This is a genomic window from Arthrobacter sp. Soil_C_60 (genome assembly GCF_057656375.1).
Genome location: NZ_JBDGKM010000004.1, coordinates 261,275 through 283,866, shown reverse-complemented (window position 1 = coordinate 283,866; position 22,592 = coordinate 261,275). Strand labels below are relative to the sequence as shown.

The following is a 22,592-nucleotide window of genomic DNA, read 5'->3' as shown; positions in this document are numbered from 1 at the left end:
GGCAGGGAACAGCAAACCCGGGGCTCCCGCGATGTCCTCGCAGGCGCCCCGGGCAGCTTTCACGCTCAGTTGTCAGTGACCGCGCGCGATCCACTCGTCCAGCTGCGGTGCCTCGGCGCCGATGCTGGTTGAATCGCCATGTCCGGTGTTCACCTTCGTTTCCGCCGGCAGCGTCAGCAGACGCGACTTGATGGAATCGATGATGGTTTCGAAGCTGGAGTAGCTCCGACCGGTTGCGCCGGGGCCGCCGTTGAACATGGTGTCGCCACTGAACAGTACGTTCTCCGACTCCAGATGGAAGCAGACGGATCCGGGGGAGTGGCCCGGAGTGTGCAGCGCTCGCAGTTCCGCCCCGGCTACCTGGAAGGTATCGCCGTCATTGATCTCATGGTCCGGTGCGGAGTCCGGGAAGATGGCGTCCCACAGCATGCGGTCGGCTGCATGCAGGTATACCGGTGCCTTCACCAGGTCCCGCACTTCGCCGACGGCACGGATGTGGTCGTCATGCCCGTGGGTCAGCAGGATGGCCTTGACCGTCCTGCCCTCCACGGCCTGGGCCACAGCTTCCGGGTTGTGCGCCGGATCAATGATGATGGCTTCTTCGGCATTGCCGACAATCCACACATTGTTGTCCACGTCCCAGGTACCGCCGTCCAGCGAAAAGGTCCCGGAGGTGACGAGGTTTTCGATCTTCACGCTCATGCGACCTCGACCACCGAACGCAGCACCTTGCCCTCGTGCATCTTCTCGAAGGCTTCCTCCACCTGGTCCAGCCCGATGCGCTCGGTGACGAAGGCATCGAGATCCAGGTTGCCCTGCTTGTAGTGGCTGACCAGCATCGGGAAGTCGCGGCTGGGAAGGCAATCGCCGTACCAGGAGGACTTCAGCGAACCGCCGCGGCCGAAGACGTCGAGCAGCGGCAGCTCGATCTTCATGTCCGGCGTGGGAACGCCGACCAGGACCACGCGGCCGGCCAGATCGCGGGCGTAGAACGCCTGCTTGTAGGTCTCCGGGCGGCCAACAGCTTCAATAACGACGTCGGCGCCGTTGCCTCCGGTGAGGGCCTGGATCGCCTCGACCGGATCCTGCTCCTTCGAGTTGACGCCATGCGTAGCGCCCAGGGACTTGGCCAGCTCCACCTTGTTGTCGTCGATGTCGACGGCGATGATGGTCGTCGCGCCGGCCAGCTTGGCGCCGGCGATAGCTGCGATGCCCACGCCGCCGCAACCGATCACGGCCACGGACTCGCCGCGCTTGACCTCCCCGGTGTTAATCGCCGCGCCGATGCCTGCCATGACGCCGCAGCCGAGCAGGCCCACGGCGGCGGGGTCGACGTCGTCGTCCACCTTGGTGCACTGGCCCGCGGCGACCAGCGTCTTCTCGGCGAAGGCGCCGATGCCCAAGGCGGGGGACAGCTCGGTGCCGTCCTCCAGGGTCATCTTCTGGGTGGCGTTGTGGGTGTTGAAGCAGTACTGCGCTTCGCCGCGCTTGCACGCCCGGCACTCGCCGCACACGGCGCGCCAGTTGAGGATGACACGGTCACCCGGGACAAGATCGGTCACATCGGGGCCGATGGCGCTGACCACGCCGGTGGCCTCGTGTCCCAGCAGGAACGGGAAATCATCGTTGATGCCGCCCTGCTTGTAGTGCAGGTCCGTATGGCAGACGCCGCAGGTGAGGATGTCCACCAGCGCTTCCCCCGGACCCGGATCCGGTACCAGAATGGTTTCGATGGATACCGGGGCATTCTTTTCCTTGGCAATTACTGCCCGAACTTTATGAACCATGCCTGGGTCGTTCCTTTCGCGGAGTCATCAGGTCGGCCGGTTGGCCGTATCACCATCATCTTAGGCAGCCATGTAGGGCCGATCACAATTACCAAAACGATTGTTATGGAAACTGCCGCCTGTGTCTACCTTCCACGCCCGTGGCGGTCGGAATGCGGTCTCCGTCTCGGGGGCGCCGTTAAGTAACAAACCGCGCCGGAGCGTCATCTGCGCTCCAGCGCGGTCTGCGGAAAATATCGCGGGATCAGGCCGCGAGGCGTTCCTGCACTTCGGCGAGCGAGGGGTTGGTTGCGCTGCTGCCATCGGGGAAGAGCACGGTTGGCACCGTCTGGTTGCCCTCGTTAATCTGTTCCACCAGCTCCGCGGTGCCCGGCACGTTCTCGATGTTGATCTCCGTGTAGCCGATGCCCTTCGCATCCAGCTGTGTCTTCAGGCGGCGGCAGTAGCCGCACCAGGACGTGGAGAACATGGTGATAGTGCCGGCTTCCGGGGTGTATTCCAAGGTGACTCCTTCGCAGAACTGCATTTAAAGGTGCAAACGGCGGCGGGGCCGCAAACATTCCCGCCGCCTGTGCGCACAATGGCAGACTGGGGAGATGTGCGGACGATACGTCATGGCAAGGGCCGTCGGTGACCTGATGATGGAATGCGGCGCTGAAGTTCCGGGGGACTTCGGACTCAAGGAGTCATACAACGTGGCGCCCACGGACGACGTGCCGATCGTCCTGGAGCGGCTGATCGACGGCGCCGTCCGCCGCCAGCTGCATATCGCCCGCTGGGGCCTGGTGCCGCGCTGGGCCAAGGAGATCTCCGTCGGCTCGCGTTCCTTCAACGCCCGGATCGAATCCGCCGCGGAAAAACCGACCTTCCAGGACTCGGTCCATACCCGCCGCTGCGCGGTCCCGGTGGACGGCTACTACGAGTGGAAAAAGCTCGGCGCCAAAACCAAGCAGCCCTATTTCGTGCACCGCGGGAACCATGCGCCGATTTTCTTCGCCGGGCTGTATGGCTGGTGGAAAGACCCGTCCAAGGCCCGGGACGCCGAAGACGCATGGCTGCTCTCCACGACCGTGCTGACCGCTCCGTCGCCGCCGGCAGACAGCGGCTCGCCGGTCCTGCGGGAACTGGCCGGGCTGCATGACAGGTACCCGGTGCCGATGGACACGGACACCATGGCTGCGTGGCTGGATCCCACGATCAGGGATGGGACGCACCTGCTGGAGATGCTCCGGAATAGGGCGTACGACGCCGCCACTGACTGGACGCTGGAACCGGTAGGTCCCGCTGTGGGCAGCGTCCGTAACAACTCGCCGGAACTGATTGTCGCGCAACCCTCGCTGCTGGATGGTTAGCCTGCGGCACCCAAGTGGACGGCGCCGTCGTCGTCGATCCTGAATCCTGGATTAAAGACGATGTCCCAGCGGTAGCCGTCAGGATCGGCGAAGCAGCCGCTGTAACCGCCCCACGCCTGGTTACGTGCCGCCGAAACAAGGGTGGCGCCGGCGGCGAGCGCCTGCGCGATGAGGTCATCCACCTCGCCAGGACTGGCCACGTTCTGGCCCAGCGAGACCGGGATGGCCGGTCCGCCGTAGTGATGGCCGACGTCCCCGTATTCGCCGCGCATGCTCTCCACGTTCCAGAGCCCCAGCATCTGGCCATGCGCAATCTGGACGAAGAAGATTTCGCCTTCTTGCTCGAACAGCGGTTCCCAGCCCAGGCCGTCGACGTAAAAGCGGCGGGCAGTGGCAACGTCCCGCACTCCGAGAGTCAGAGCGGTGACCTGTGGTCTCATGCCTCAATAGTCGCCGGTGGGGAGGCGGACGGCAAGAAGCCCGACCGGATCCGGCAACCGCTGCGGCGGTGCTCGGAACCCGGCCGGGCTCCTGTCCTTGGGCTACTCCTGTCCCTGGGTTACTGGGCGATCATGGTGAAGATGTTGAAGCCATGCCCAATCTGGATACGGGGGCTCAGGCCGCTGCCGTTGCCCGGGTAGAGCCAGAGCCTGCCGTCGGTGTGGCGGGCGATCACATCGTTGTTGGCGCCCGCGTTGAATGCGCCCGGTCCAACCAGCGAGGTCATGGAGTTCCACCCGCTTGAACCGATCATGGAGCGTGCACTGAAGCCACCGGTTCCGGTGCCCTTGTACAGGTAGAGCCGGCCGTTGCTGTCCCGTGCGATCATGTCGTTCGTGGAGCCTGCATCGAAGGTTCCGACGCCGGCGAGATCGGTCATGACGTTCCAGCCGCTGGATCCGGCCACAGACTTGGCATCGAAGCCGCCGCGGCCGTTGTTCGGGTAAAGCCAGAGCTTGCCCGCCCTGTCGCGGGCCAGCAGGTCCGCGGAACCGTCGCCATTGAAGTCGCCCGGAGCAACGAGCTCCGACATCGAGTTCCAGCCACTTGAACCGATCAGCGTGCGGCCCGCAAGCCGGCCGTTACCTGCACCGGCGTACAGCCACAGCCTGCCGGAGGTGTCGCTGGCGATCAGGTCCGACCTGGTGTCGCCATTGAAGTCACCGGGCATCAGCAGCGAGGTCATGGCGTTCCAGCCGCTGTTGCCGATGTTGAGCCGCGGAGACAGCGTGCCGTTACTTCTGCCGCCGTAGAACCAGAGTTTGCCATCGCTGGTGCGGCCGATGTAGTCCGGGGTCCCGTTGCCGTCCATATCCTTCTGGACACCGGTTCCCGCCGGTCCCGCTGTGGTGCCGATGCCCCAGCCGTAGGCAGCCGGGGTTCCGACGTTGCCGGCAACGTCAACGGCGCGGACGTTGAAGGTGTATATGGCGTCGGCCTGGTCATCGTAGGTCTTGCCCGAAGCGCAGTTAGTCTCCCAAGCCGGACTGGACGGCAGCAGCTGGCAATCATAGGTGGCACCTTGTTCATTGCTGCCGAAATTGAACGACGGCGTCCTGTCCAACGAAGGGTTGGACGGCATCGGTGCGGCTATGGTGGCCGTTGGGGCGGCGGTGTCTACCGTGATGCCAACCGGGGTCGAAGTCAGGAACTCCGGCGCTGCCGGGTCCGTAGCGAAGTCGGGATTGGCGATCCTGGCCCGGATCTCGTGACGCCCGTTGGCGAGCGCCGTCGGCAAAGCGAGGCTGTAGCCGTTGCCGGTACTCGTTCCCGTCGCGGCAGGAGTGGCGGAAGTGCCGACAAGCAGACTGACTTCCGTACCGGCCGGGACGTCCACCGCGAAGGTAGGCGTCGCAACGTTGGTGATGTTGTCCGTGGCCGAACGGCCGCTGTCACTGGCGGCGGCTAGGTCTGGAGTGCCCGGCGCCCCGTCCACGGCATCCGAGATGACGCCTTGGATGGTGAACTGGTTGACGGTCAGGGTGTTCACACCGGGCCCTCCGGCGTTAGGGCCGTCTACCCGCACGAAGTTGTTGCCGGAGGGCGCCCCGGTCACAGGGGCTGCGACTGCTGGATTACCCAGCGTTCCGGCAGGTGGGTTCACCTGGCGGAGGAAGGTCGCGGTGTTCACCTGGTAGTCGCCGAGGAAAGCAGCGCCCACACCCTCCCAATCACATGCTCTCGTGTCGGTAGGGGCACACATGCCTTCATCGAAGGTTTGATCGATCTCGCCTGCGGCATCGGCGACTAGACCTTCAGTGACGCCATAGGGATGCGTAACCGTGTAGCTCGCGTTAGGGACGAGGCCTTCCAGTCGGAACCGCAGCCGGGCAAATCCGATCTGCTCGCCATCTACCACTGCGTCGTTCAGATGAGCACCTTCCAGGGCAGCCTCGTAAAGTCCGAGATTTCCGCCGCTGGCTTCGGCTGCGAACCAGAATGCCTCCTCAGGGAAGTTGTCCGGGTAGGACGCCGGCCCGGCGTTGGGCGGCGTGGACAGGCAGCCCAGTTCCGCTGTGTAGCAGAACTGGAGCTTGACAGTGCCATCCGAGAACCACGTCGGGTAGCCGTTGTTGGGATCCACCGGGCCAACTCCTGAGAGTCCCGCGTTGGCAGGTGTGATTGACAGTGGCGAAAACACGGCAGCGAGCATTGCGGCTGCGGTGATGGTTGTTGTTAGTCGTTTGGCTGGAACTTTTTTGGGGCGACTAGGTAAATCTGCCCTGGGTGCGAGTGACATGCTGGGCTCCTTGTGAGGTGTCCCCCTCGGACACCATTACTTCTGGGTGTTACTGATAGCGCGGGATGCGCTGGGATAACTGTGGCCCTCGGTTATTGGATAAATCTTGGAGTGCCGGACATTTTGTCGGTGGTGGTTTGTAAGCTCGTCTTTGAATCGAATACATATTCGAATAGAATGAAGAGGTCAACCATTTCGACGGGCGTGTCGGCAGGAGCATGCATCGAAGTGTTTGGCCCGTATTTCCAGAAGAAAGGTGACTGGAACATGGGTGTTTTCAGCGAATCAGTAGAAGTTGTTTGTTCTCCTGCCGGCCAGCCGATCAGATTGCGGTGGCAGAACCGGACCTGGCACATCGCCGCGGAACCGGTGCGTTGGTATGAGCGCCGAAAATGGTGGGCCGAAGAGCTCCGGGCCGAACGCGGCAGGGGAGCGGGACTGGTGGACCATAAAATCTGGCGGGTCCAGGCGAGACTGAACAGCCGCTCGGAACTGCGCACACTCGATCTTTCCCATCAAGCAGATACCGGACGCTGGCGGCTGATCAGGGTCCATGAGGCCCTGCAGCGCCTGAGCGCTTAATACGTTCCTGCATCTCTGTCCGCGGAAGCTTCTTGCCCCGTCTCTCGTACTTGTTCATTGGATGATCATGAGCTTTACCCACTTGCATGTTTCATCGGCCTTCAGCGCCCACTACGGTGTGTCCTGGCCGGATGAACTGGTGGCAGCGGCGGTCGCCGACGGTGCGGATGCCTTGGCTTGCACTGACAGAGACGGACTGTACGGAACGGTCAAACATGTCAAAGCCTGCCTTGCCGCAGGGATCGATCCGATTGTGGGGGTAGACCTCGCCCTCCGTGGTTCCCAGGGGCAAAGCACTGGCCGGGTGGTTGTCCTGGCCCACGGCCATAACAACGGCAGGGGCTATCACGCCTTGTGCCGGTTGATCTCGGATGCGCATGAAGGTACAGCCTCCGGCCTCGGCGCTAAGGGCAGGAAGCCGGGTGTGGGCATAGCGCAGATAGCGCACCGCGCCGCCGGTTCCCTGGAATCATCAGATGCAGGTTCCCCTGCTGTGCTCACTGTGCTGCTGGGCCCGTATTCAGATGTTGGACAGGCCTTGCGGCACCGCCGTTATGCAGAGGCCCGCCAGCTGGCGGGTCATTGGCGCAGCATCATGCCAGCCGGTTCCCTAGTGCTGGAAGTGGTCAACCACCTCAGTCCGCCCGGAGACAATCTCAGTACGGCCCATGCCGTAAGAATGTTGAAACTGGCCGCTGACCTGAAATTGCCGGCAGTGCTCACAAACGCGGCGAGATACCGCCAAGTGGATGACGCAGCTACTGCAGACGTACTGGACTCCGTCCGTGCTTTAACCGCGCTCGCAAAGCTGCCGGATCTGCAGCCCAACGGCCAAGGCTGGCTCAAAAGCTCCGCCCAGATGCAGGTCCTGGGGTATGAAACCGCGCAGGAGGCAGGTACCGGCCGTGCCGGCGCCGGGGAACTGCTGGCGATGACTGAAACAGTTGCAGATCGCTGCCGGATGGATCCGTACCAGGACATGGGTTACAAGAACCCGGTGGTACCGGAGGCATCGGTAATCGGGATTGGCCAGGATCCGGTGACAGAACTTATCCAACGATGCGAGGCAGGGATTACCGACAGGTTCCCCGGCATCAGCGGCAAAGCCGAGCATGAGCTGCGGGACCGTCTGGCCCATGAACTGGGGATTATCACCAGATTAGGGTTCGCCTCGTATTTCCTGACCGTGGCCGAGGTATCAAAGATCATCACCGATATGGGGGTCAGGGCATCGGCCCGGGGATCCGGCGCTTCAAGCCTGGTGAACTATCTGCTCTTTATCAGCCATGTCAACCCGCTGGCCCATGGGCTGATCTTTGAACGGTTCCTCTCCCGCGACCGTTCAACCCTGCCGGATATCGACATTGACGTGGAAAGCGCCGAACGCCATAACGTCTACCGGCGGATCTTCGCACGGTTCGGGGATCGCCGGGTGACTTTGATGAGCATGCAGAACGGCTACCGCGCTCGCGGTGCCGTCCGTGATGCCGGGCTGGCTCTGGGAATGGAAGAGGAAGACATTTCAGGCATTGCCAAACAGCTTTGGCGTTTCTCCGCCCGGAAATTCCGGGAAGCGATGGAAGAGAAGCCCGAGCTTCGTGATTTTTCCGCCCAGGTGGAGCAGAACAAACAGTTGGATTTGCTGGTGGATGTGACGGAGCGGTTGGATAGGCTGCCGCGGCATATTTCCATGCATCCCTGTGGCGTGATTCTGGGGGATGAATCCCTGCTGGACCGGACGCCGGTCCAGCCCAGCGGCCTCGGTCTGCCCATGAGCCAGTTCGACAAACACGACATGGATCCCATGGGCATGCTCAAACTCGATGTGCTCGGGGTCCGGATGCAAAGTTCCATGGCCTATGCCGTGAACGAGGTTGTCCGTATCCATTCGGAAAAGGCCGCAGTTACCGCGGCCGGAAACCATCCGGTTGACGCCGGCGGAAATGGTCCCGGCTATATCGCCGAGGACGGCCGGATCGATTTGGAAGCAGTTCCGCTCGATGATGAAAAAACCTTTGAACTGATCCGCAGCACCCATACCTTGGGGTGTTTCCAGATCGAGTCCCCGGGCCAGCGGGAACTTGTGGGCAAAATGGCCCCCCGCAATTTCAACGACCTGATCATAGATATCTCCCTCTTCCGGCCCGGCCCGATGAAATCGGACATGGTCCGCCCTTTCCTGGAACAACGCCATGGATGGGCGCCCGAAAACTACCCGCACGCGGATCTGGAAACCGTCCTGAAGGAAACGCATGGTGTCACGGTTTTCCACGAGCAGGTATTGCGGACCTTCGATGTTTTTACCGGCTGCGGTCTGGCCAGAGCAGACGAGTTCCGGCGCTTGCTGGGGGACGAGGCAGCAGAGCCAACAGTGGAGGAATATTTCCGCCGTCAAGCCATGGACCGTGGATACTCGGTGGACACCATTGACAAGATCTGGAGCACGCTGAAAGCCTTCGGCAGTTTTGGGTTCTGCAAAGCCCACGGGGCTGCCTTTGCCGTCCCCACATACCAGTCGGCCTGGCTGAAGGCGCACCATCCCGAAGCTTTCCTGGCCGGCCTTTGGGAGCATGACCCGGGAATGTACCCACGTAGATTGCTGGTGGCAGAAGCCCGCAGGATGGGAATTCCCATCCTGCCGCTGGATATCAACCGCAGCGCGGACACGTACCGGGTTGAGCGCGTACCTGCTGCCAACGGTGAACCGGAAAAACTTGGAATCCGTTTGAGTCTTGCCGGTATTTACGGACTATCCGCCGCAGAGCTTAAACGCATTGTGGCCGGACAGCCCTATGATTCCCTGGCCGATTTGCGTGCCCGGGCCAAAGTCAGCAGACCTACCCTGAAACGGCTGGCAAAACTGGGAGCCTTCGACGAACTCAACCGGCTGGCCGGCCGTAAGGGGACCTCCACCCGCGCGGATCTCGTCCATCACCTGGATAAGCCTCCGGTTCGCCCGGTTCCGCGCCGCTACGAACCCATCGACGGCCAGCTCTCCTTCCCACTGGGAGATCTTGAATTGAGCAACCTCAAAACCTGCCTGCCGGAGCCGACGATGCTGGAAAAGGTCCGCACCGAACTGGACCTGCTGGCCGTGGACGTCAGCGCCCATCTGATGGACAGCTACGCGCCGCTGCTGAAAGAACTGAATGTAACCGCAGCCAAGGACCTGCTTTCCCTGCGCAATGGAACCGAGGTCCTGGTGGCAGGAATCCGGGTGGCAACCCAAACTCCACCCATGCGCGGAGGCCGCCGTGTGGTGTTCATCAGTGTGGATGACGGCACCGGCTGCGTGGACTGCACTTTCTTCCATGAAGCGCAGGACAAGGCAGGACCTCTGCTGTTCGGCACCAGCCTGCTGTTAATCCAAGGGCTGACGAGGAGGACCGGACCGCGCGGGATGAGTCTGCAAGCCACCAATGCCTGGGATCTTTCCCGCCTGGAGACGCTGCCCCTCGCTCGTCCGGCGGAAACACCGGCGCCGGACCGGGAACAGCCACACCTCCAGCTCCCGGACCGTGCCATGTTGGTCGGGCTCAATATCAGCGGATAACATCAAAGAGGCTCGTGGCACCCAAAGTATGGTGGCGCGGTAGATGCCTAAATCGAAACATAAGGAGACCTTCGTGTCAGCGCCCCAAAACATGACTCTCATCGTCGACGGCGAAGAGAAACAAGTGAACACGGGCACTACCGGGGCGGAGTTATTCTTCGAGCGCCGCGACGTCGTCGTTATGCGTGTTGACGGGGTGCTCAAGGACCTGGACCAGCCGCTGTCCGAAGACGCCAAGATCGAATCCGTCACCATCGATTCCCCCGACGGGCTGAACGTCCTGCGCCACTCCACCGCCCATGTCATGGCACAGGCCGTGCAGCAGCTCCGCCCGGACGCCAAGCTCGGCATCGGCCCGTACATCACCGACGGCTTTTACTTCGATTTCGACGTCGAGGAGCCTTTCACCCCTGACGATCTGAAGACCCTTGAGAAGATGATGCTCAAGATCGTCAACCAGAACCAGAAGTTTGCCCGCCGGGTGGTTACCGAGGACGAAGCCCGGGCTGCCATGGCTGAGGAGCCTTACAAGCTGATCCTGCTGGACAAGTCCGCCGAAGCCGATGAAGCAGGCGAGGGCGTGAACGTCGAGGTCGGCGCCGGCGAGATCACCATCTACGACAACGTGGACCGCAAGACCGGAGACACTATCTGGTGCGACCTCTGCCGTGGCCCGCACCTTCCCAACACCAAGCTCATCTCGAACGCCTTCGCGCTGACCCGCTCGGCAGCCGCCTACTGGCTGGGCAACGAGAAGAACAAGCAGCTGCAGCGCATCTACGGCACAGCCTGGCCCACCAAGGAAGCGCTGAAGGCCTACCAGGAGCGCCTCGCGGAGGCCGAGCGCCGGGACCACCGCAAGCTCGGCTCGGAGCTCGACCTGTTCTCCTTCCCCGATGAACTCGGTTCAGGGCTGCCGGTGTTCCATCCCAAGGGCGGCATTGTCCGCAAGGCGATGGAGGACTATTCGCGCCAGCGGCATACCGAAGCAGGCTACGACTTCGTCTACACCCCGCACATCACCAAGGGGCACCTGTACGAAGTGTCCGGCCACCTGGACTGGTACCGCGACGGCATGTTCCCGCCCATTCACGTGGACGAGACCCGCGACCCCGAAACCAATGAAGTGGTCAAGCCCGGCCAGGACTATTACCTGAAGCCGATGAACTGCCCGATGCACAACCTGATCTTCCGCTCCCGCGGACGTTCCTACCGCGAGCTGCCGCTGCGGATGTTCGAATTCGGTTCCGTCTACCGCTACGAGAAATCGGGCGTGGTGCATGGGCTGACCCGGGTCCGCGGCATGACCCAGGATGACGCCCACATCTACTGCACCCGTGAGCAGATGAAGGACGAACTGACCAATACCCTGAACTTTGTGCTGGCGTTGCTCAAAGACTACGGACTGGATGATTTCTATCTGGAACTCTCCACCAAGGACCCCGAGAAGTACGTCGGTGCGGACGAAGTCTGGGACGAAGCTACCCGTACCCTGGCCGAGGTCGCCGAAGCCTCCGGTCTGGAGCTGGTTCCGGATCCGGGCGGAGCTGCGTTCTACGGCCCGAAGATCTCTGTACAGGCCCGCGACGCCATTGGCCGCACTTGGCAAATGTCCACCATCCAGCTGGACTTCAACTTGCCCGAACGCTTCGAACTTGAGTACCAGGCCGCGGACGGTTCCCGCCAGCGGCCCGTCATGATCCACCGTGCCCTGTTCGGCTCGGTCGAACGCTTCATGGGCGTGCTCATCGAGCATTATGCCGGTGCCTTCCCGGCCTGGCTCGCTCCGGTGCAGGTTGTCGGTATCCCCGTGGCGGAGGCATTCAACGACTACATGGGAGAGGTCATCGCCAAGCTCAAGGCCGCCGGCATCCGGGCCGAAGCAGATTTCGGTTCGGACCGGTTCCCGAAGAAGATCCGGACCGCCAGCAAGGACAAGATCCCGTTTGTCCTCATCGCAGGTGGAGAAGACGCCGAAGCCGGCGCTGTGTCCTTCCGTTTCCGCGACGGCAGCCAGGACAACGGCGTACCCGTCGACGACGCCGTGGCCAGGATCGTTGAAGCCGTCCGTAACCGGGACCACCAGCTATGACGGATTCGGCGGGTGTACCTCACCAGCAGCCCGAAGGCCAGATGACCGACGAGTTCGAGTTGACCGGAGTCCCGGACGCCTTCCAGCGACTGTGGACTCCGCACCGCATGGCCTACGTCAAAGGCGGACAGGACCAGTTCAAGGGCAAGGACGAGTGCCCCTTCTGTGTGGCGCCCGGGCGTAGCGATGAAGAGTCCTTGATCGTGTACCGGGGCAAGTTCAACTACGTTGTCCTCAACCTATTCCCGTACAACCCCGGCCACTTGCTGATCTGCCCGTACCGCCACGTTCCGGACTACACCGATATCACCGTGGAAGAAACAGCCGAGTTCGCAGAGCTGACCCAGACCGCCATGCGCGTGCTGCGCAAGGTGGCCAATCCAACCGGTTTCAACCTGGGCATGAACCAGGGCGTTACCGGGGGAGCAGGCGTGGCCGCACACCTGCATCAGCACGTCGTGCCGCGCTGGGGCGGAGACGGAAACTTCCTGCCGATCATCGCCCAGACGAAGGCCATCACGCAGACCCTGGACGAGGTCCGTCAACAGGTGGCGCAAGCCTGGCCGGCCGGGTAGCGGCACGGATGCTCAATAAGTATGCGCGTGGTTTCTTCGGGAAGCTGTTTTCCCCTTTGGCGCGGCTGCTAATCAAACTCGGTGTTTCACCTGATGCGGTGACCATCATCGGCACTCTCGGAGTGTCCATCGGCGCCTTGGTCTTCTACCCCATGGGCGAACTGTTCTGGGGCACGCTCTTCATCACCGCGTTCGTTTTCTCGGACATGGTGGACGGGCTGATGGCCCGGATGCTCAACCGCAGCAGCAGCTGGGGGAGCTTCCTGGATTCGACCTTGGACCGTCTGGCTGACGCCGCGGTGTTCGCCGGGGTCACCATATGGTTCTTCACGGGCGGAGCCAGCGTTCCCATCGCCGTCGCGGCACTGATCTGTCTGGTTCTGGGGATGCTGGTTTCCTACGCGCGGGCGAAAGCCGAGTCCCTCGGCTGTCGGGCCGACGTCGGGATAGCAGAGCGTTCCGAGCGGCTCGTCGCGGTGCTGGTCTTCACCGGCTTCACCGGGCTCGGGCTGCCGCCGGTGGTGCTGCTCGTGGTGTTGGTCCTGCTGGCGGCTGCCAGCCTTGTGACCGTCATCCAGCGCATCCTGGCTGTCTACCGCCAGACGCAAGTCGAAGCGTGAAGCGTCCCTGACCTAGGTCCTGCCGCATGCCGTCATAGGTGAGCTGAAACACGACGGCACGGCGTATCATGAAATGTACTCCTTCCCACCAACTCCTAGGGGCTTTTAGTGTCCAGCAGTAACGAAACTTCAACTCACGCACCGGTAACGGGCAGCAGCCGGGTTAAGCGCGGTATGGCTGAAATGTTGAAGGGCGGCGTCATCATGGACGTCGTAACCCCCGAGCAGGCCCGCATCGCCGAAGACGCCGGAGCGGTCGCCGTGATGGCTCTCGAGCGGGTTCCCGCCGACATCCGTGCCCAGGGCGGCGTGTCCCGCATGAGCGATCCGGACATGATCGACGGCATCATCGAGGCCGTTTCCATCCCGGTGATGGCCAAGGCACGTATCGGCCACTTCGTCGAGGCACAGGTCCTGCAGTCCCTCGGCGTGGACTACATTGACGAGTCCGAGGTCCTGACCCCGGCCGACTACACCAATCACATCGACAAGTGGAACTTCACCGTTCCGTTCGTCTGCGGCGCCACCAACCTCGGTGAAGCCCTGCGCCGCATCAATGAAGGTGCAGCCATGATCCGCTCCAAGGGTGAAGCGGGTACCGGCGATGTCTCCAACGCCACCACGCACATGCGCCAGATCCGCGCGCAGATCGCCAAGCTCGCCGCCCTGCCGGAAGACGAGCTGTACGTCGCGGCCAAGGAACTGCAGGCCCCGTACGAACTGGTCAAGGAAATCGCTTCGACCGGCAAGCTTCCGGTGGTGCTCTTCACCGCAGGTGGTATCGCCACTCCGTCGGATGCGGCCATGATGATGCAGCTCGGGGCGGACGGCGTGTTCGTCGGTTCCGGCATTTTCAAGTCCGGCAACCCGGCCGAGCGTGCCGCTGCCATCGTCAAGGCCACCACGTTCTATGACGACCCGGACATGATCGCCAAGGTCTCCCGCGGACTGGGCGAAGCCATGGTCGGCATCAACGTAGACGAAATTCCTGAGCCGCACCGCCTCGCCGAGCGCGGCTGGTAGGAAATTAGGAACAACTAACGACGCCGGAAGTCCGGAACCGCTGAAAGCAACGGTTCCGGACTTCTTGCGTTAACACTGTTGGGGGACCGGATTGCCGCAAAAGCAGCGCTTGGTCCAGCAGGCGCCGGTTCCGTTCAAAGTCAGTCGGCGTTCGCGTTGCCTCGGAGGTGGCTTGGGAGCCGGTTGCCGGGGATCCGGCTCCGGATGCGGATGATCTCCCGGACGTGCTGTTCCAGCTCGCGGTCCTCATCGGAAACCGGATGCCACGGGGGGATCGGTACGGCGGTGCCCGTCTCGTCGCGCGCCACCATGACCGTCAGACAGTGGGTGGTCAACTCAAGTTTGCCGGTTTTCGGGTCGCCCGAGCGCACATGTACCGAGACGTGCATTCCCTTGTTGCCGGTGTAAACCAGCCGTGCCTCGACTTCGACCACATTGCCGATCAGCAAGGGATGGTAGAAGCGTACGCCGCCGGAGAAGACGGCGACAACGTCCTTGCCGCAGTACCGCGACGCGCAAACGTAGGCGGCCTCGTCGATCCACTTCATCACGGTCCCGCCATGAACCTTCCCGCCCCAGTTCACATCGGCAGGGGCGGCCAGGAAACGCAGCACGGTGCGGGGAGCTGTTCCTGCTTCGGTGTACACCTGCCGGGACATCGCCTTCTCGATGTCGGCGCGGATGTCCAGGCGCTTGATGGCCAGCTGCTCCTGTTCCTTTTCCTCCTCGGTCCGGGGAATCCAGGGCTCTACCGGAACGGATTTGCCGTCCTTGCCCACCGCCACGAAGATCACCAGGCACCGACTGCGCATCGTGGCGCCACCGCCCTTGGGATCTCCGGAGCTAACAGTGGTCTGGATGTGCATGCTGCTGCGCCCGGTGTAGATGATCGTGGATTCAACCTCGACCATGTCTCCGACGCGAACAGGATCGGCAAAGTGGATGTTGCCCACATAGGCCGTCACGCAATAGGACTTGCTCCAGCCCACGGCACAGGCGTAGGCAGCCTTGTCGATCCACTCAAGGACAGTTCCGGCGTCAACCGTCCCGCTGTAACCGACATCCGTGGGAGCGGCGAGGAACCGAAGGGTGATGGAATTCTTCGCGGTGGCCGGTTCAGGCATTGGTCGTATCTCCTGGTTGGTGGTGAAATCAGCATTGCATTGTTCGTCGAAGGTTCCGCTAGCTGATGCTGGTCCGCTCGTTTCCGTCGAGTCCCCGTCGAGTGAGCAGCGGCCTGATTTCGGCGTCGCGGCCACGGAAATCGCGGAAGGCCTGCAACGGATCCATGCTGTTGCCCCGGGAGAGCAATCGACTCCGGAAGCGATCTCCGTTCTCCCGGTTCAGTCCGCCGTTTTCGTGGAACCACGTCACGGTGTCCGCGTCCAGCACTTCGCTCCAGGGATAGGAGTAGTAGCCGGCCGCATAGCCACCCGCGAAGATGTGCTTGAAGTAGCCGCTACGGTAGCGCGGGGGAATGATGTCCAGATCGAGTCCGGCGTCCTTAAGCGCCTCCTTCTCGAAGGAGAGCGGATCATCGATGCGCGTCCCTGCAGGGAGGCTGTGCCAGGCCAGATCCAGCAGAGTGGCCGCCAAATATTCGGTGGTGGCGAAGCCTTCGCCCCAGAGCCGCGCCGCATCGATCTTGTCGACGGTCCGCGGCGGAAGGGCGGCACCCGTGACGTGGTGGCGGGCATAGCCGTCCACGATCTGCGGCCACAACGCCCACATTTCGTTGACCTGGGAAGGATACTCGACGAAGTCCCGGGGCACGCTGGTTCCGGAGAACCGCGGATACCTGACCTGGGAGAACAATCCATGCAGCGCATGGCCGAATTCGTGGAACAGCGTCACAACTTGGTCAAAGGTGAGCAAGGTTGGCTCGCCCGGCGCGGGTTTGGTGATGTTCAGATTGTTGAGAACTACTGCCTGCTGGCCGAGCAAGCCGGACTGTTCGACAAACGAATCCATCCACGCACCCCCGTTTTTGGTCGGCCGCGCATAATAGTCGCCCAGGAACAGGCCAAGTCCGGTGCCGTCGTCGTTCTTGACTTCCCAAACCCGGATATCCGAGTGATAGCCCTGCAGGTCCGGACGTGCTTCGAAGCTCAGTCCGTACAGTTGTTCCGCCGCCTGGAAGACGCCGCCATGGAGCACACTTTCGAGTTCGAAGTAAGGACGCAGCTGCGCCAGATCGACGTCATAGTCACGGCGCCGAACCTGCTCGGAGTAGAAGGCCCAGTCCCAGGGTTCGATGTCGTACCCCGCCGCCGCGGCCAGGACGCCGGCCTCGGCCCGCGCATTGGTCACCGCCGCCGGCACCAGCTGCGCGAGCAGCTGACGCACTGCTTCAAGCGAAGGCGCCGTTTGGGAATCCAGGGCGTACTCGGCGTGGTTCCGGTAGTCGAGCAGCGCGGCGCGCTCGGCACGCAGCTCGGCCAATCGCGCTGCGAGGAGCACCGTCCGGTTTCCATCGTCGCCGCGGCCCACAGAGGCTTGGAAGAGGCGCCGCCGGGTCTTCCGGTTCGTGAGCACTTCGAGGGCAGGCTGGGCGGTCGGCAGGACCAGCGTGAGCAGCCAGCCGCTGTCATATCCGGCTTCCCGGGCGGCCTGGGCCGCGGCGGTGATGTCCTCCTCGGCCAGCCCGTCCAGAAGAGCGCGGTCAACCACGTGCAGGGCGGCAGCGTTCCCCGCTGCCAGGAGCTCCTGCGAATACTCCGTGGCCAGTTCCGACAAGCGCACGTTCAACTCGCGCAGCCGCTTCTGCCCGGCGGGCTCGAGGCCGGCTCCGGCCCGGCGGAACTGCTTGCGCAGCTCGGATACCAGGCGCAGATCCTCGCCGTCGAGGTCCTCTGCGCTCTCATCGACCGCCAAGATGCGCCGGTACAGCCCCGGATGCAGGTAAACGTTGTCCTGGTGCGCGGCCAGCCGCGGGGACACGGCCTGTTCCAGCTGCCGGATCTCCCCGGTCGCGTCTGCGGAGGCGATGTTGCGCAGGACCGCGGCAACACGCTGGAGCGTCCGGCCGGATCGCTCAAAGGCAACCATGGTGTTGCCAAAGGACGCCGGTTCCGGGTTCGCGGCGATGTCCTCGATTTCGGCCAGCTGCTGTGTGAATCCGGCCTCGAACGCGGGCAGGTATTCCTCTGCGCGGATGTCAGCGAAGGCCGGCAGCTCGTAGGGGAGCGTACTGGGGGCGAGGAACGGGTTTGCCATGGCACTACTTTGTCATGCGCAGCCGGTACTCCTGAGGTCATTTAGGGGCGGCGCAGACGCGTCGTTGAAGGCCACGCCTCGCTGCGGCTTACACTGACGGCATGCCAGAAAGCAGCGCAAGGATTCACCCACGTCCGCGGCAACGGGCGGCTACGGGCGGGGCCGGCAGGGTGCGGCCTCGGTTGGTGCTGGCCCTGGCCGCAGCAGTGCTGCTCGCCGGCTGCAGTGCAACGGGCACAGGGTCAGGCAATAGAACGGCAGCTGGCACGGCATCTTCTGCCGCAGCTGCCTCGGCCGGCCCGGCCCAAGAGAGGAGCGACGGCGGCAGCCAAGTGCCGCCGTCGTCGTCCGTATCGCCGTCCACAACGGCCGGAGCCGGACCGGAATGCCCCGGTACCCGCTGCACCTCGGTGGTCATGACCGGGGATTTGCTGCTGCACGAAGCCCTCTGGGACCAGGCAGCAAAGGATGCGGAGGAAACGGGCCGGGGACCATTGGACTTTGGCCCGATCCTGTCAGCGCAGGAACCTTACGTGGACACCAGCGATCTTGCCCTCTGCCATATGGAAACCCCGGTGGCCGAAGCTGGCGGCCCGTACGCGGCGTATCCGTCCTTCAACGCGCCCCCGCAAATCCTGGATGCCATCGCGGAGCTAGGCTACGACGCCTGCACCACGGCCAGCAACCACACCATCGACCGCGGCACCGCGGGGCTGGAACGGACGCTGGATGCGCTGGACGAAGCAGGGCTTGAACATACCGGGTCCTACCGCACCCGCGCCGATGCCGAGGAAGTGCTGATCATGGATACGCTTGCCGCCCGTGTCGCAGTCATCGAGGCAACGTACGCGCTTAACGGGCTGGTGCCGGACCAGCCGTGGCAGGTGGACATGCTGGATGCGGATGTCATGATCGCCAAGGCCAGGCAGGCCCGGGAGGAAGGCGCGGACATCGTACTTGGCGTTGTCCATGCGGGGGATGAGTACACTGACTACGCGAACGCGCAGCAGCAGGACGTGGCGCACAAACTGGCGGACAGCGGCGAGTTCTCGCTGATCTACGGGCACCACAGCCATTCGGTGCAGCCCATCGAGAAGTACAAGGACACGTGGATTGTCTATGGGCTGGGCAATGCCATCGCGGCCCATGCCACGCCGAACATCCTCAACACCGAGGGGCTCATGGTGCGCGCCCAGTTCAGCCAGAACGACGACGGCGGCCCCTGGGACGTTTCCCGGCTCGCCTGGCTGCCCGTTACCTTTGATGGCCCGGAGCACCGCTGGTGTCCGGTCTCGGCGGATGCCCTCGAAGAGGGCCCCGCGTGCGTTTCACCGGCGGCCGATGCCGCAAGCCGGGAACGGACCAAGGACACCGTGGAGTCGATGGGCGCAGGGGAGGACGGCGCGCAGGAGTGGCTGCTTAGCGGCAGGTAGTGCTGGGCAGCTGCCCTAACGGGTAGCGATGCGGCATGCTCAGCGCGGGCGCGCGGCGGCGTCTTCGCGGGCCTGTTCCTCGAACGGGATCTGCAGCGGCGTATCATCGAAACTGCCATGGCGGCGCAGTGCGGCGTGGCGGACCAGGAAATCCGCCACCGCAGGGTTCTTGGGCAGCAGCGAACCGTGCAGGTAGCTGGCAACCACGTTGCGGTAGCGGGCGCCCTCGGTGGAGTCCTGGCCGTTGTTGCCGTCCCCTTTGGTGACCGTGCCCAGCGGCTGGGTCCCGCCCTTGAGAAACGTCTGGCCGCTGTGGTTTTCATAACCGATGACGGTGCCGAACTCTTCGCTCTCCAGGACGGTGTTGCCGATCAACCGCTTGGGCCCGCCGACGGTGTCCACATCCAGCAGCCCGATGCCCTTGATGACCTCGCCGGTGTGGGTCTTGAAGAAGTTTCCGAACAGCTGGTACAGCCCGCAAATGGCGAGCATGGGTAGGCCGTCGTCCGCGAGTTCGCGCAACCGCCCGCCGAGCTGGTGCAGATCGGACTGGATCTTGTTCTGGCCGGAATCCTGGCCGCCGCCGCCGACAATCAGGTCCACTTGGTCCGGAAACGTGTCGCCAGGGTTGTATTCGTGCAGCCGGACGTCGTAGCCGCGCAGCTGCAGGCGCTTGCGCAGGACCAGGACATTGCCCCAGTCTCCGTAGATGTTCATGTCGCGCGGATACAGCTGGAGCAGGTCAATCACGGGGGCATCCATTTAGGAAACCACCTCCACTTCGGTCAGCTTCCCCAGCTCCCGGCGCAGCGCGAGCATGGCGGTGTAAGTGCAGTAAATACGTTTGGGCGCGTCCGGTTCCAGTGCGATGAACCGGTGCAGCGACGCCGAAAGGTCCGTGTCCACGTGCCGTACCGGAACGTCCTCGTAGAAGAGCCGCAGCGCCATGTCGTTGGCACGCACTCCGCTGACTTCCGCAACCCCGGCAGCGGCGAGCGAGTCGAAATCCACGTCCCACAGCCAGGACATGTCACGGCCGTCGGCGTAATTGTCATTGATCGCGATCATGGTGCTGAAGCCTGCAGGCGGGAACGAGCGCAGCGCCAGACGGAACCCTGCCGGATTCTTCACCAGCACCAGGTCCAGCGGCTTGCCGTTGACGGTCAAACTCTCGCCGCGGCCGAAGGCAGGGGTGACTGCCTCCAGCGAGTCCAGCAGGGCATCTTCATCCACGTCCGCGCCGACAACGGTCCGGGCCAGCGCCAAGGCGGCGGCAGCGTTGTAGATGTTGTAGACGCCGGTAAGTTTCAACTCCGCGTCGATATCGCGGCTGCCAACGGTAAAAGTCGCTGAGGCACCCTCACAGGCGGACAGAACGACGTCGGCCGCGGGCAGGCCGGAGGCGTCGCTTGTGCCGCCCGAACGCATGTCATCGTCATTGGGGAACATGGCACGCAGCTGCGGGGCCAAGCCAAAGTAATGGACCCGCTCCGCGGTAACGGATTCGGCCAGGGCGGCAATGCGCGGATCTTCCCGGTTGAGCACCACGGCCTCGGTGGTGGCCGCAGCGATCTGCCGCAGGAACCCTGCGGTGGTCTCGATCTCGCCGAACCTGTCCAGCTGGTCGCGCATGACATTGAGCAGCAGGCTGTAGCGCGGGGCGATGAGTTTGACGAAGTGCACCGCATGGGCTTCATCGAGCTCCAGCACGGCAACGTCGGCGTCGAGCTTGCCGCCGATGGTGGTTTCGCCCAGCACGGCTGCCACCACGCCGCGGGTGAAATTACTGCCGGTCCGGTTAGTGAAGACGTTCAAGCCCTGGCCCTGCAGCAGTTCCACCACCATCTTGGTCGTGGTGGTCTTGCCGTTTGTACCGCTGATGACGACGACGCCCTGGGGCAGATTGCCCAGAGTGCGCGGCAGGAAGTTCGGATCGATCTTCTCCGCAACCAGGCCGGGGAGGGCGGAACCACCTCCGCGCAGTTTCGCCACCGTCTTAACGGCCTTTCCGGCAAGGGTCGCAAGGAGGTGTCGCATGAGTAGAAACTATACAAGAGGCCTATGACCGTTCGGGGACGGTTGCGCGCCGGCCCATTTAACACTGGACCAACAGTTGGCGTTACTGTTTTTGCAGCGGCCGCTCAAGATCCGGCCCCTGATGGAGAAACCCGAGGAATCAGCCGTTGGTCAACATTGGTGTACTTGCCCTGCAGGGAGATGTCCGCGAACACATCGCGGCTCTGGAACACAGCGGCGCCTCCGCGGTCCCGGTCCGCCGCCCCGCCGAACTCGATGCTGTGGATGGTCTGGTGATCCCCGGCGGTGAATCCACGACCATTGACAAACTCACCCGCATCTTCGAACTCGCCGTCCCGTTGCAGAAGCGGATTGCCGACGGCATGCCGGTATACGGGTCGTGCGCCGGAATGATCATGCTTGCCGATGAGATTGCCGATCCCTCCACCGATCTGAAGGGCAACCCCCAGCAAACCCTGGGCGGGCTCGATATAACCGTGCGCCGGAACGCCTTCGGCCGCCAGCGCGAGTCCTTCGAAACGGATTTGCGCTTCAGCGGACTCGAATTCAGCGCCTCCCGGCCCGGCGCCGACCCCGCGCCGGTCCATGCCGTGTTCATCCGCGCGCCCTGGGTGGAACGGGTGGGGGAAGGCGTGGAGATCCTGGCCCAGGTAGAGCCGCAGGAAGCCTCCCATACGGACACATTGCACGGGACAGCTAGAATTGTCGCAGTGCGTTCGCGGCATTTGCTGGCGACATCCTTCCACCCGGAGGTTACGGGGGAGCGCCGCATCCACGAACTTTTTATCCGAATCGTTAGAGGAGAAGCGTAAGCATGTCGGGACACTCTAAATGGGCGACCACTAAGCATAAGAAAGCGGTCATCGACGCCCGCCGTGCGAAGTCCTTCGCGAAGCTGATCAAGAACATTGAGGTTGCCGCCCGCGCTGGCGGAGCCGATATGGCGGGCAACCCAGGCTTGGAACTGGCCGTACAGAAGGCCAAGAAGACGTCCGTGCCGAACGACAACATCGACCGTGCCATTAAGCGCGGTGCCGGCCTGACCGGCGAAGTAGTCGACTACACCGAAATCATCTATGAAGCGCGGGGTCCGCAGGGATCTGCAGTGCTCATTGAGTGCCTGACCGACAACAAGAACCGCGCCGCCTCGGAGGTGCGCCTGGCTATCACGCGCAACGGCGGAACTATCGCCGATCCGGGATCGGTGGCGTACATGTTCGCGCGCAAGGGCGTTGTCGCTCTGCCCAAGAACGATCTGACCGAGGACGACGTCCTGATGGCGGTGCTGGACGCAGGCGCCGAAGAGGTCAAGGAATCCGGCGACAACTTCGAAATCCACTCCGATCCGACCGACCTGCGTGCCGTGGTCGCGGGTCTGGAGGAAGCCGGCATCGAATACGAGACCGACGAGGTCGAGTTTGTGCCTTCAATGGAGGTCGAGCTGGAAGCGGACGCGGCGCGCAAATTCATGAAACTTGTGGATGCTCTCGAAGACCTCGACGACGTGCAGAACGTCTATTCAAACGCTGACATCTCCGAAGAGGTCATGGCAACGCTGGAATCCGAAGACGCGTAGTGCTGC

General features: G+C 63.1%; 19 protein-coding genes. 10 read left to right on the top strand and 9 right to left on the bottom strand.

All coding sequences use genetic code 11. From position 1 onward, the window contains the following. Positions 1 to 72: 72 nt before the first annotated feature. The 3 genes from AC3A4M_RS10995 to AC3A4M_RS10985 form a co-directional block, all read right to left on the bottom strand. Positions 73 to 702: an MBL fold metallo-hydrolase gene (locus AC3A4M_RS10995; RefSeq protein WP_139003421.1), complete on the bottom strand. Its 630-nt coding sequence runs from the start codon at positions 700 to 702 to the stop codon at positions 73 to 75. Further along, entirely contained in the window at positions 699 to 1,787 is a 1,089-nt protein-coding gene (locus tag AC3A4M_RS10990) for an S-(hydroxymethyl)mycothiol dehydrogenase (RefSeq protein ID WP_139003422.1), read from the bottom strand. Before AC3A4M_RS10990 ends, AC3A4M_RS10995 begins: the two co-directional genes overlap by 4 nt. Positions 1,788 to 2,031: 244 nt before the next feature. After that, on the bottom strand, positions 2,032 to 2,289 hold the full coding sequence (locus tag AC3A4M_RS10985; protein WP_074703397.1) for a mycoredoxin: 258 nt from the start codon (positions 2,287 to 2,289) through the stop codon (positions 2,032 to 2,034). 94 nt (positions 2,290 to 2,383) lie between these two features. Here AC3A4M_RS10985 and AC3A4M_RS10980 point away from each other — a divergent pair, with 94 nt between their 5' ends. After that, positions 2,384 to 3,139 (top strand): SOS response-associated peptidase, encoded by a 756-nt coding sequence (locus AC3A4M_RS10980; RefSeq protein ID WP_498735772.1) that lies wholly within the window; start codon positions 2,384 to 2,386, stop codon positions 3,137 to 3,139. Here AC3A4M_RS10980 and AC3A4M_RS10975 read toward each other — a convergent pair. Next, positions 3,136 to 3,579, bottom strand: a complete 444-nt coding sequence (locus AC3A4M_RS10975; protein ID WP_498735771.1) for a VOC family protein — start codon at positions 3,577 to 3,579, stop codon at positions 3,136 to 3,138. The two genes, AC3A4M_RS10980 and AC3A4M_RS10975, sit on opposite strands and share 4 nt — an antisense overlap. Before the next feature lie 119 nt (positions 3,580 to 3,698). Further along, positions 3,699 to 5,723 carry an FG-GAP-like repeat-containing protein gene (locus AC3A4M_RS10970; protein WP_498735770.1) on the bottom strand — a complete coding sequence of 675 codons (2,025 nt, stop codon included), beginning with the start codon at positions 5,721 to 5,723 and terminating at the stop codon, positions 3,699 to 3,701. Positions 5,724 to 6,146: 423 nt separating this feature from the next. Here AC3A4M_RS10970 and AC3A4M_RS10965 point away from each other — a divergent pair, with 423 nt between their 5' ends. The 6 genes from AC3A4M_RS10965 to pdxS all read left to right on the top strand — a co-directional run bounded on the left by AC3A4M_RS10965 (position 6,147) and on the right by pdxS (position 14,324). Then, a complete protein-coding gene (locus AC3A4M_RS10965; protein WP_498735769.1) occupies positions 6,147 to 6,461 on the top strand; it encodes a DUF6504 family protein in 315 nt (104 codons plus the stop codon). Between the two features lie 67 nt (positions 6,462 to 6,528). Beyond that, positions 6,529 to 10,014 carry a DNA polymerase III subunit alpha gene (locus AC3A4M_RS10960; RefSeq protein ID WP_498735768.1) on the top strand — a complete coding sequence of 1,162 codons (3,486 nt, stop codon included), beginning with the start codon at positions 6,529 to 6,531 and terminating at the stop codon, positions 10,012 to 10,014. A 73-nt stretch (positions 10,015 to 10,087) separates the two neighbouring features. After that, entirely contained in the window at positions 10,088 to 12,106 is a 2,019-nt protein-coding gene (gene thrS / locus AC3A4M_RS10955) for a threonine--tRNA ligase (RefSeq protein WP_498735767.1), read from the top strand. Then, positions 12,103 to 12,681: an HIT family protein gene (locus AC3A4M_RS10950; RefSeq protein ID WP_498731447.1), complete on the top strand. Its 579-nt coding sequence runs from the start codon at positions 12,103 to 12,105 to the stop codon at positions 12,679 to 12,681. The genes thrS and AC3A4M_RS10950 overlap by 4 nt, the downstream gene beginning before the upstream one ends. A gap of 8 nt (positions 12,682 to 12,689) precedes the next feature. Continuing rightward, positions 12,690 to 13,301: a phosphatidylinositol phosphate synthase gene (pgsA, locus tag AC3A4M_RS10945; protein WP_498635057.1), complete on the top strand. Its 612-nt coding sequence runs from the start codon at positions 12,690 to 12,692 to the stop codon at positions 13,299 to 13,301. 108 nt (positions 13,302 to 13,409) lie between these two features. Then, positions 13,410 to 14,324: a pyridoxal 5'-phosphate synthase lyase subunit PdxS gene (pdxS, locus tag AC3A4M_RS10940; RefSeq protein WP_208574527.1), complete on the top strand. Its 915-nt coding sequence runs from the start codon at positions 13,410 to 13,412 to the stop codon at positions 14,322 to 14,324. Positions 14,325 to 14,464: 140 nt separating this feature from the next. On the opposite strand, the gene AC3A4M_RS10935 is transcribed toward pdxS, so the two are convergent. After that, positions 14,465 to 15,448: an acyl-CoA thioesterase gene (locus tag AC3A4M_RS10935; RefSeq protein WP_498735766.1), complete on the bottom strand. Its 984-nt coding sequence runs from the start codon at positions 15,446 to 15,448 to the stop codon at positions 14,465 to 14,467. Positions 15,449 to 15,506: 58 nt separating this feature from the next. Continuing rightward, positions 15,507 to 17,540, bottom strand: a complete 2,034-nt coding sequence (locus AC3A4M_RS10930; protein ID WP_498735765.1) for a M3 family metallopeptidase — start codon at positions 17,538 to 17,540, stop codon at positions 15,507 to 15,509. Positions 17,541 to 17,641: 101 nt separating this feature from the next. Here AC3A4M_RS10930 and AC3A4M_RS10925 point away from each other — a divergent pair, with 101 nt between their 5' ends. After that, the gene (locus tag AC3A4M_RS10925) at positions 17,642 to 18,973 is read left to right on the top strand and encodes a CapA family protein (protein WP_498735764.1); all 1,332 of its coding nucleotides are present in this window, start codon (positions 17,642 to 17,644) and stop codon (positions 18,971 to 18,973) included. A 39-nt stretch (positions 18,974 to 19,012) separates the two neighbouring features. Here the strand turns inward: AC3A4M_RS10925 and AC3A4M_RS10920 are convergent, their stop codons facing one another. Both AC3A4M_RS10920 and AC3A4M_RS10915 read right to left on the bottom strand, forming a co-directional pair. Further along, entirely contained in the window at positions 19,013 to 19,735 is a 723-nt protein-coding gene (locus AC3A4M_RS10920) for a type 1 glutamine amidotransferase (protein ID WP_498735763.1), read from the bottom strand. Continuing rightward, positions 19,736 to 21,010, bottom strand: coding sequence for a MurT ligase domain-containing protein (locus AC3A4M_RS10915; protein WP_498735762.1), 1,275 nt, complete (start codon positions 21,008 to 21,010; stop codon positions 19,736 to 19,738). It abuts the gene before it with no gap. A gap of 146 nt (positions 21,011 to 21,156) precedes the next feature. Between AC3A4M_RS10915 and pdxT the strand changes: the two genes are divergently transcribed. Further along, positions 21,157 to 21,822 carry a pyridoxal 5'-phosphate synthase glutaminase subunit PdxT gene (gene pdxT, locus AC3A4M_RS10910; protein WP_498735761.1) on the top strand — a complete coding sequence of 222 codons (666 nt, stop codon included), beginning with the start codon at positions 21,157 to 21,159 and terminating at the stop codon, positions 21,820 to 21,822. Between the two features lie 2 nt (positions 21,823 to 21,824). Continuing rightward, on the top strand, positions 21,825 to 22,586 hold the full coding sequence (locus AC3A4M_RS10905) for a YebC/PmpR family DNA-binding transcriptional regulator (RefSeq protein WP_074702223.1): 762 nt from the start codon (positions 21,825 to 21,827) through the stop codon (positions 22,584 to 22,586). The last annotated feature ends 6 nt before the right edge of the window (positions 22,587 to 22,592 follow it).

Bases quoted from the DNA above. Each gene is read 5' to 3' on its own strand.
- AC3A4M_RS10995 (WP_139003421.1), bottom strand. From the start codon at position 702: ATGAGCGTGAAGATCGAAAACCTCGTCACCTCCGGGACCTTTTCGCTG.
- AC3A4M_RS10990 (WP_139003422.1), bottom strand. From the start codon at position 1,787: ATGGTTCATAAAGTTCGGGCAGTAATTGCCAAGGAAAAGAATGCCCCG.
- AC3A4M_RS10980 (WP_498735772.1), top strand. From the start codon at position 2,384: ATGTGCGGACGATACGTCATGGCAAGGGCCGTCGGTGACCTGATGATG.
- AC3A4M_RS10975 (WP_498735771.1), bottom strand. From the start codon at position 3,579: ATGAGACCACAGGTCACCGCTCTGACTCTCGGAGTGCGGGACGTTGCC.
- AC3A4M_RS10965 (WP_498735769.1), top strand. From the start codon at position 6,147: ATGGGTGTTTTCAGCGAATCAGTAGAAGTTGTTTGTTCTCCTGCCGGC.
- AC3A4M_RS10960 (WP_498735768.1), top strand. From the start codon at position 6,529: ATGAGCTTTACCCACTTGCATGTTTCATCGGCCTTCAGCGCCCACTAC.
- AC3A4M_RS10950 (WP_498731447.1), top strand. From the start codon at position 12,103: ATGACGGATTCGGCGGGTGTACCTCACCAGCAGCCCGAAGGCCAGATG.
- pgsA (WP_498635057.1), top strand. From the start codon at position 12,690: ATGCTCAATAAGTATGCGCGTGGTTTCTTCGGGAAGCTGTTTTCCCCT.
- AC3A4M_RS10935 (WP_498735766.1), bottom strand. From the start codon at position 15,448: ATGCCTGAACCGGCCACCGCGAAGAATTCCATCACCCTTCGGTTCCTC.
- AC3A4M_RS10930 (WP_498735765.1), bottom strand. From the start codon at position 17,540: ATGGCAAACCCGTTCCTCGCCCCCAGTACGCTCCCCTACGAGCTGCCG.
- AC3A4M_RS10925 (WP_498735764.1), top strand. From the start codon at position 17,642: ATGCCAGAAAGCAGCGCAAGGATTCACCCACGTCCGCGGCAACGGGCG.
- AC3A4M_RS10920 (WP_498735763.1), bottom strand. From the start codon at position 19,735: ATGGATGCCCCCGTGATTGACCTGCTCCAGCTGTATCCGCGCGACATG.
- AC3A4M_RS10915 (WP_498735762.1), bottom strand. From the start codon at position 21,010: ATGCGACACCTCCTTGCGACCCTTGCCGGAAAGGCCGTTAAGACGGTG.
- AC3A4M_RS10905 (WP_074702223.1), top strand. From the start codon at position 21,825: ATGTCGGGACACTCTAAATGGGCGACCACTAAGCATAAGAAAGCGGTC.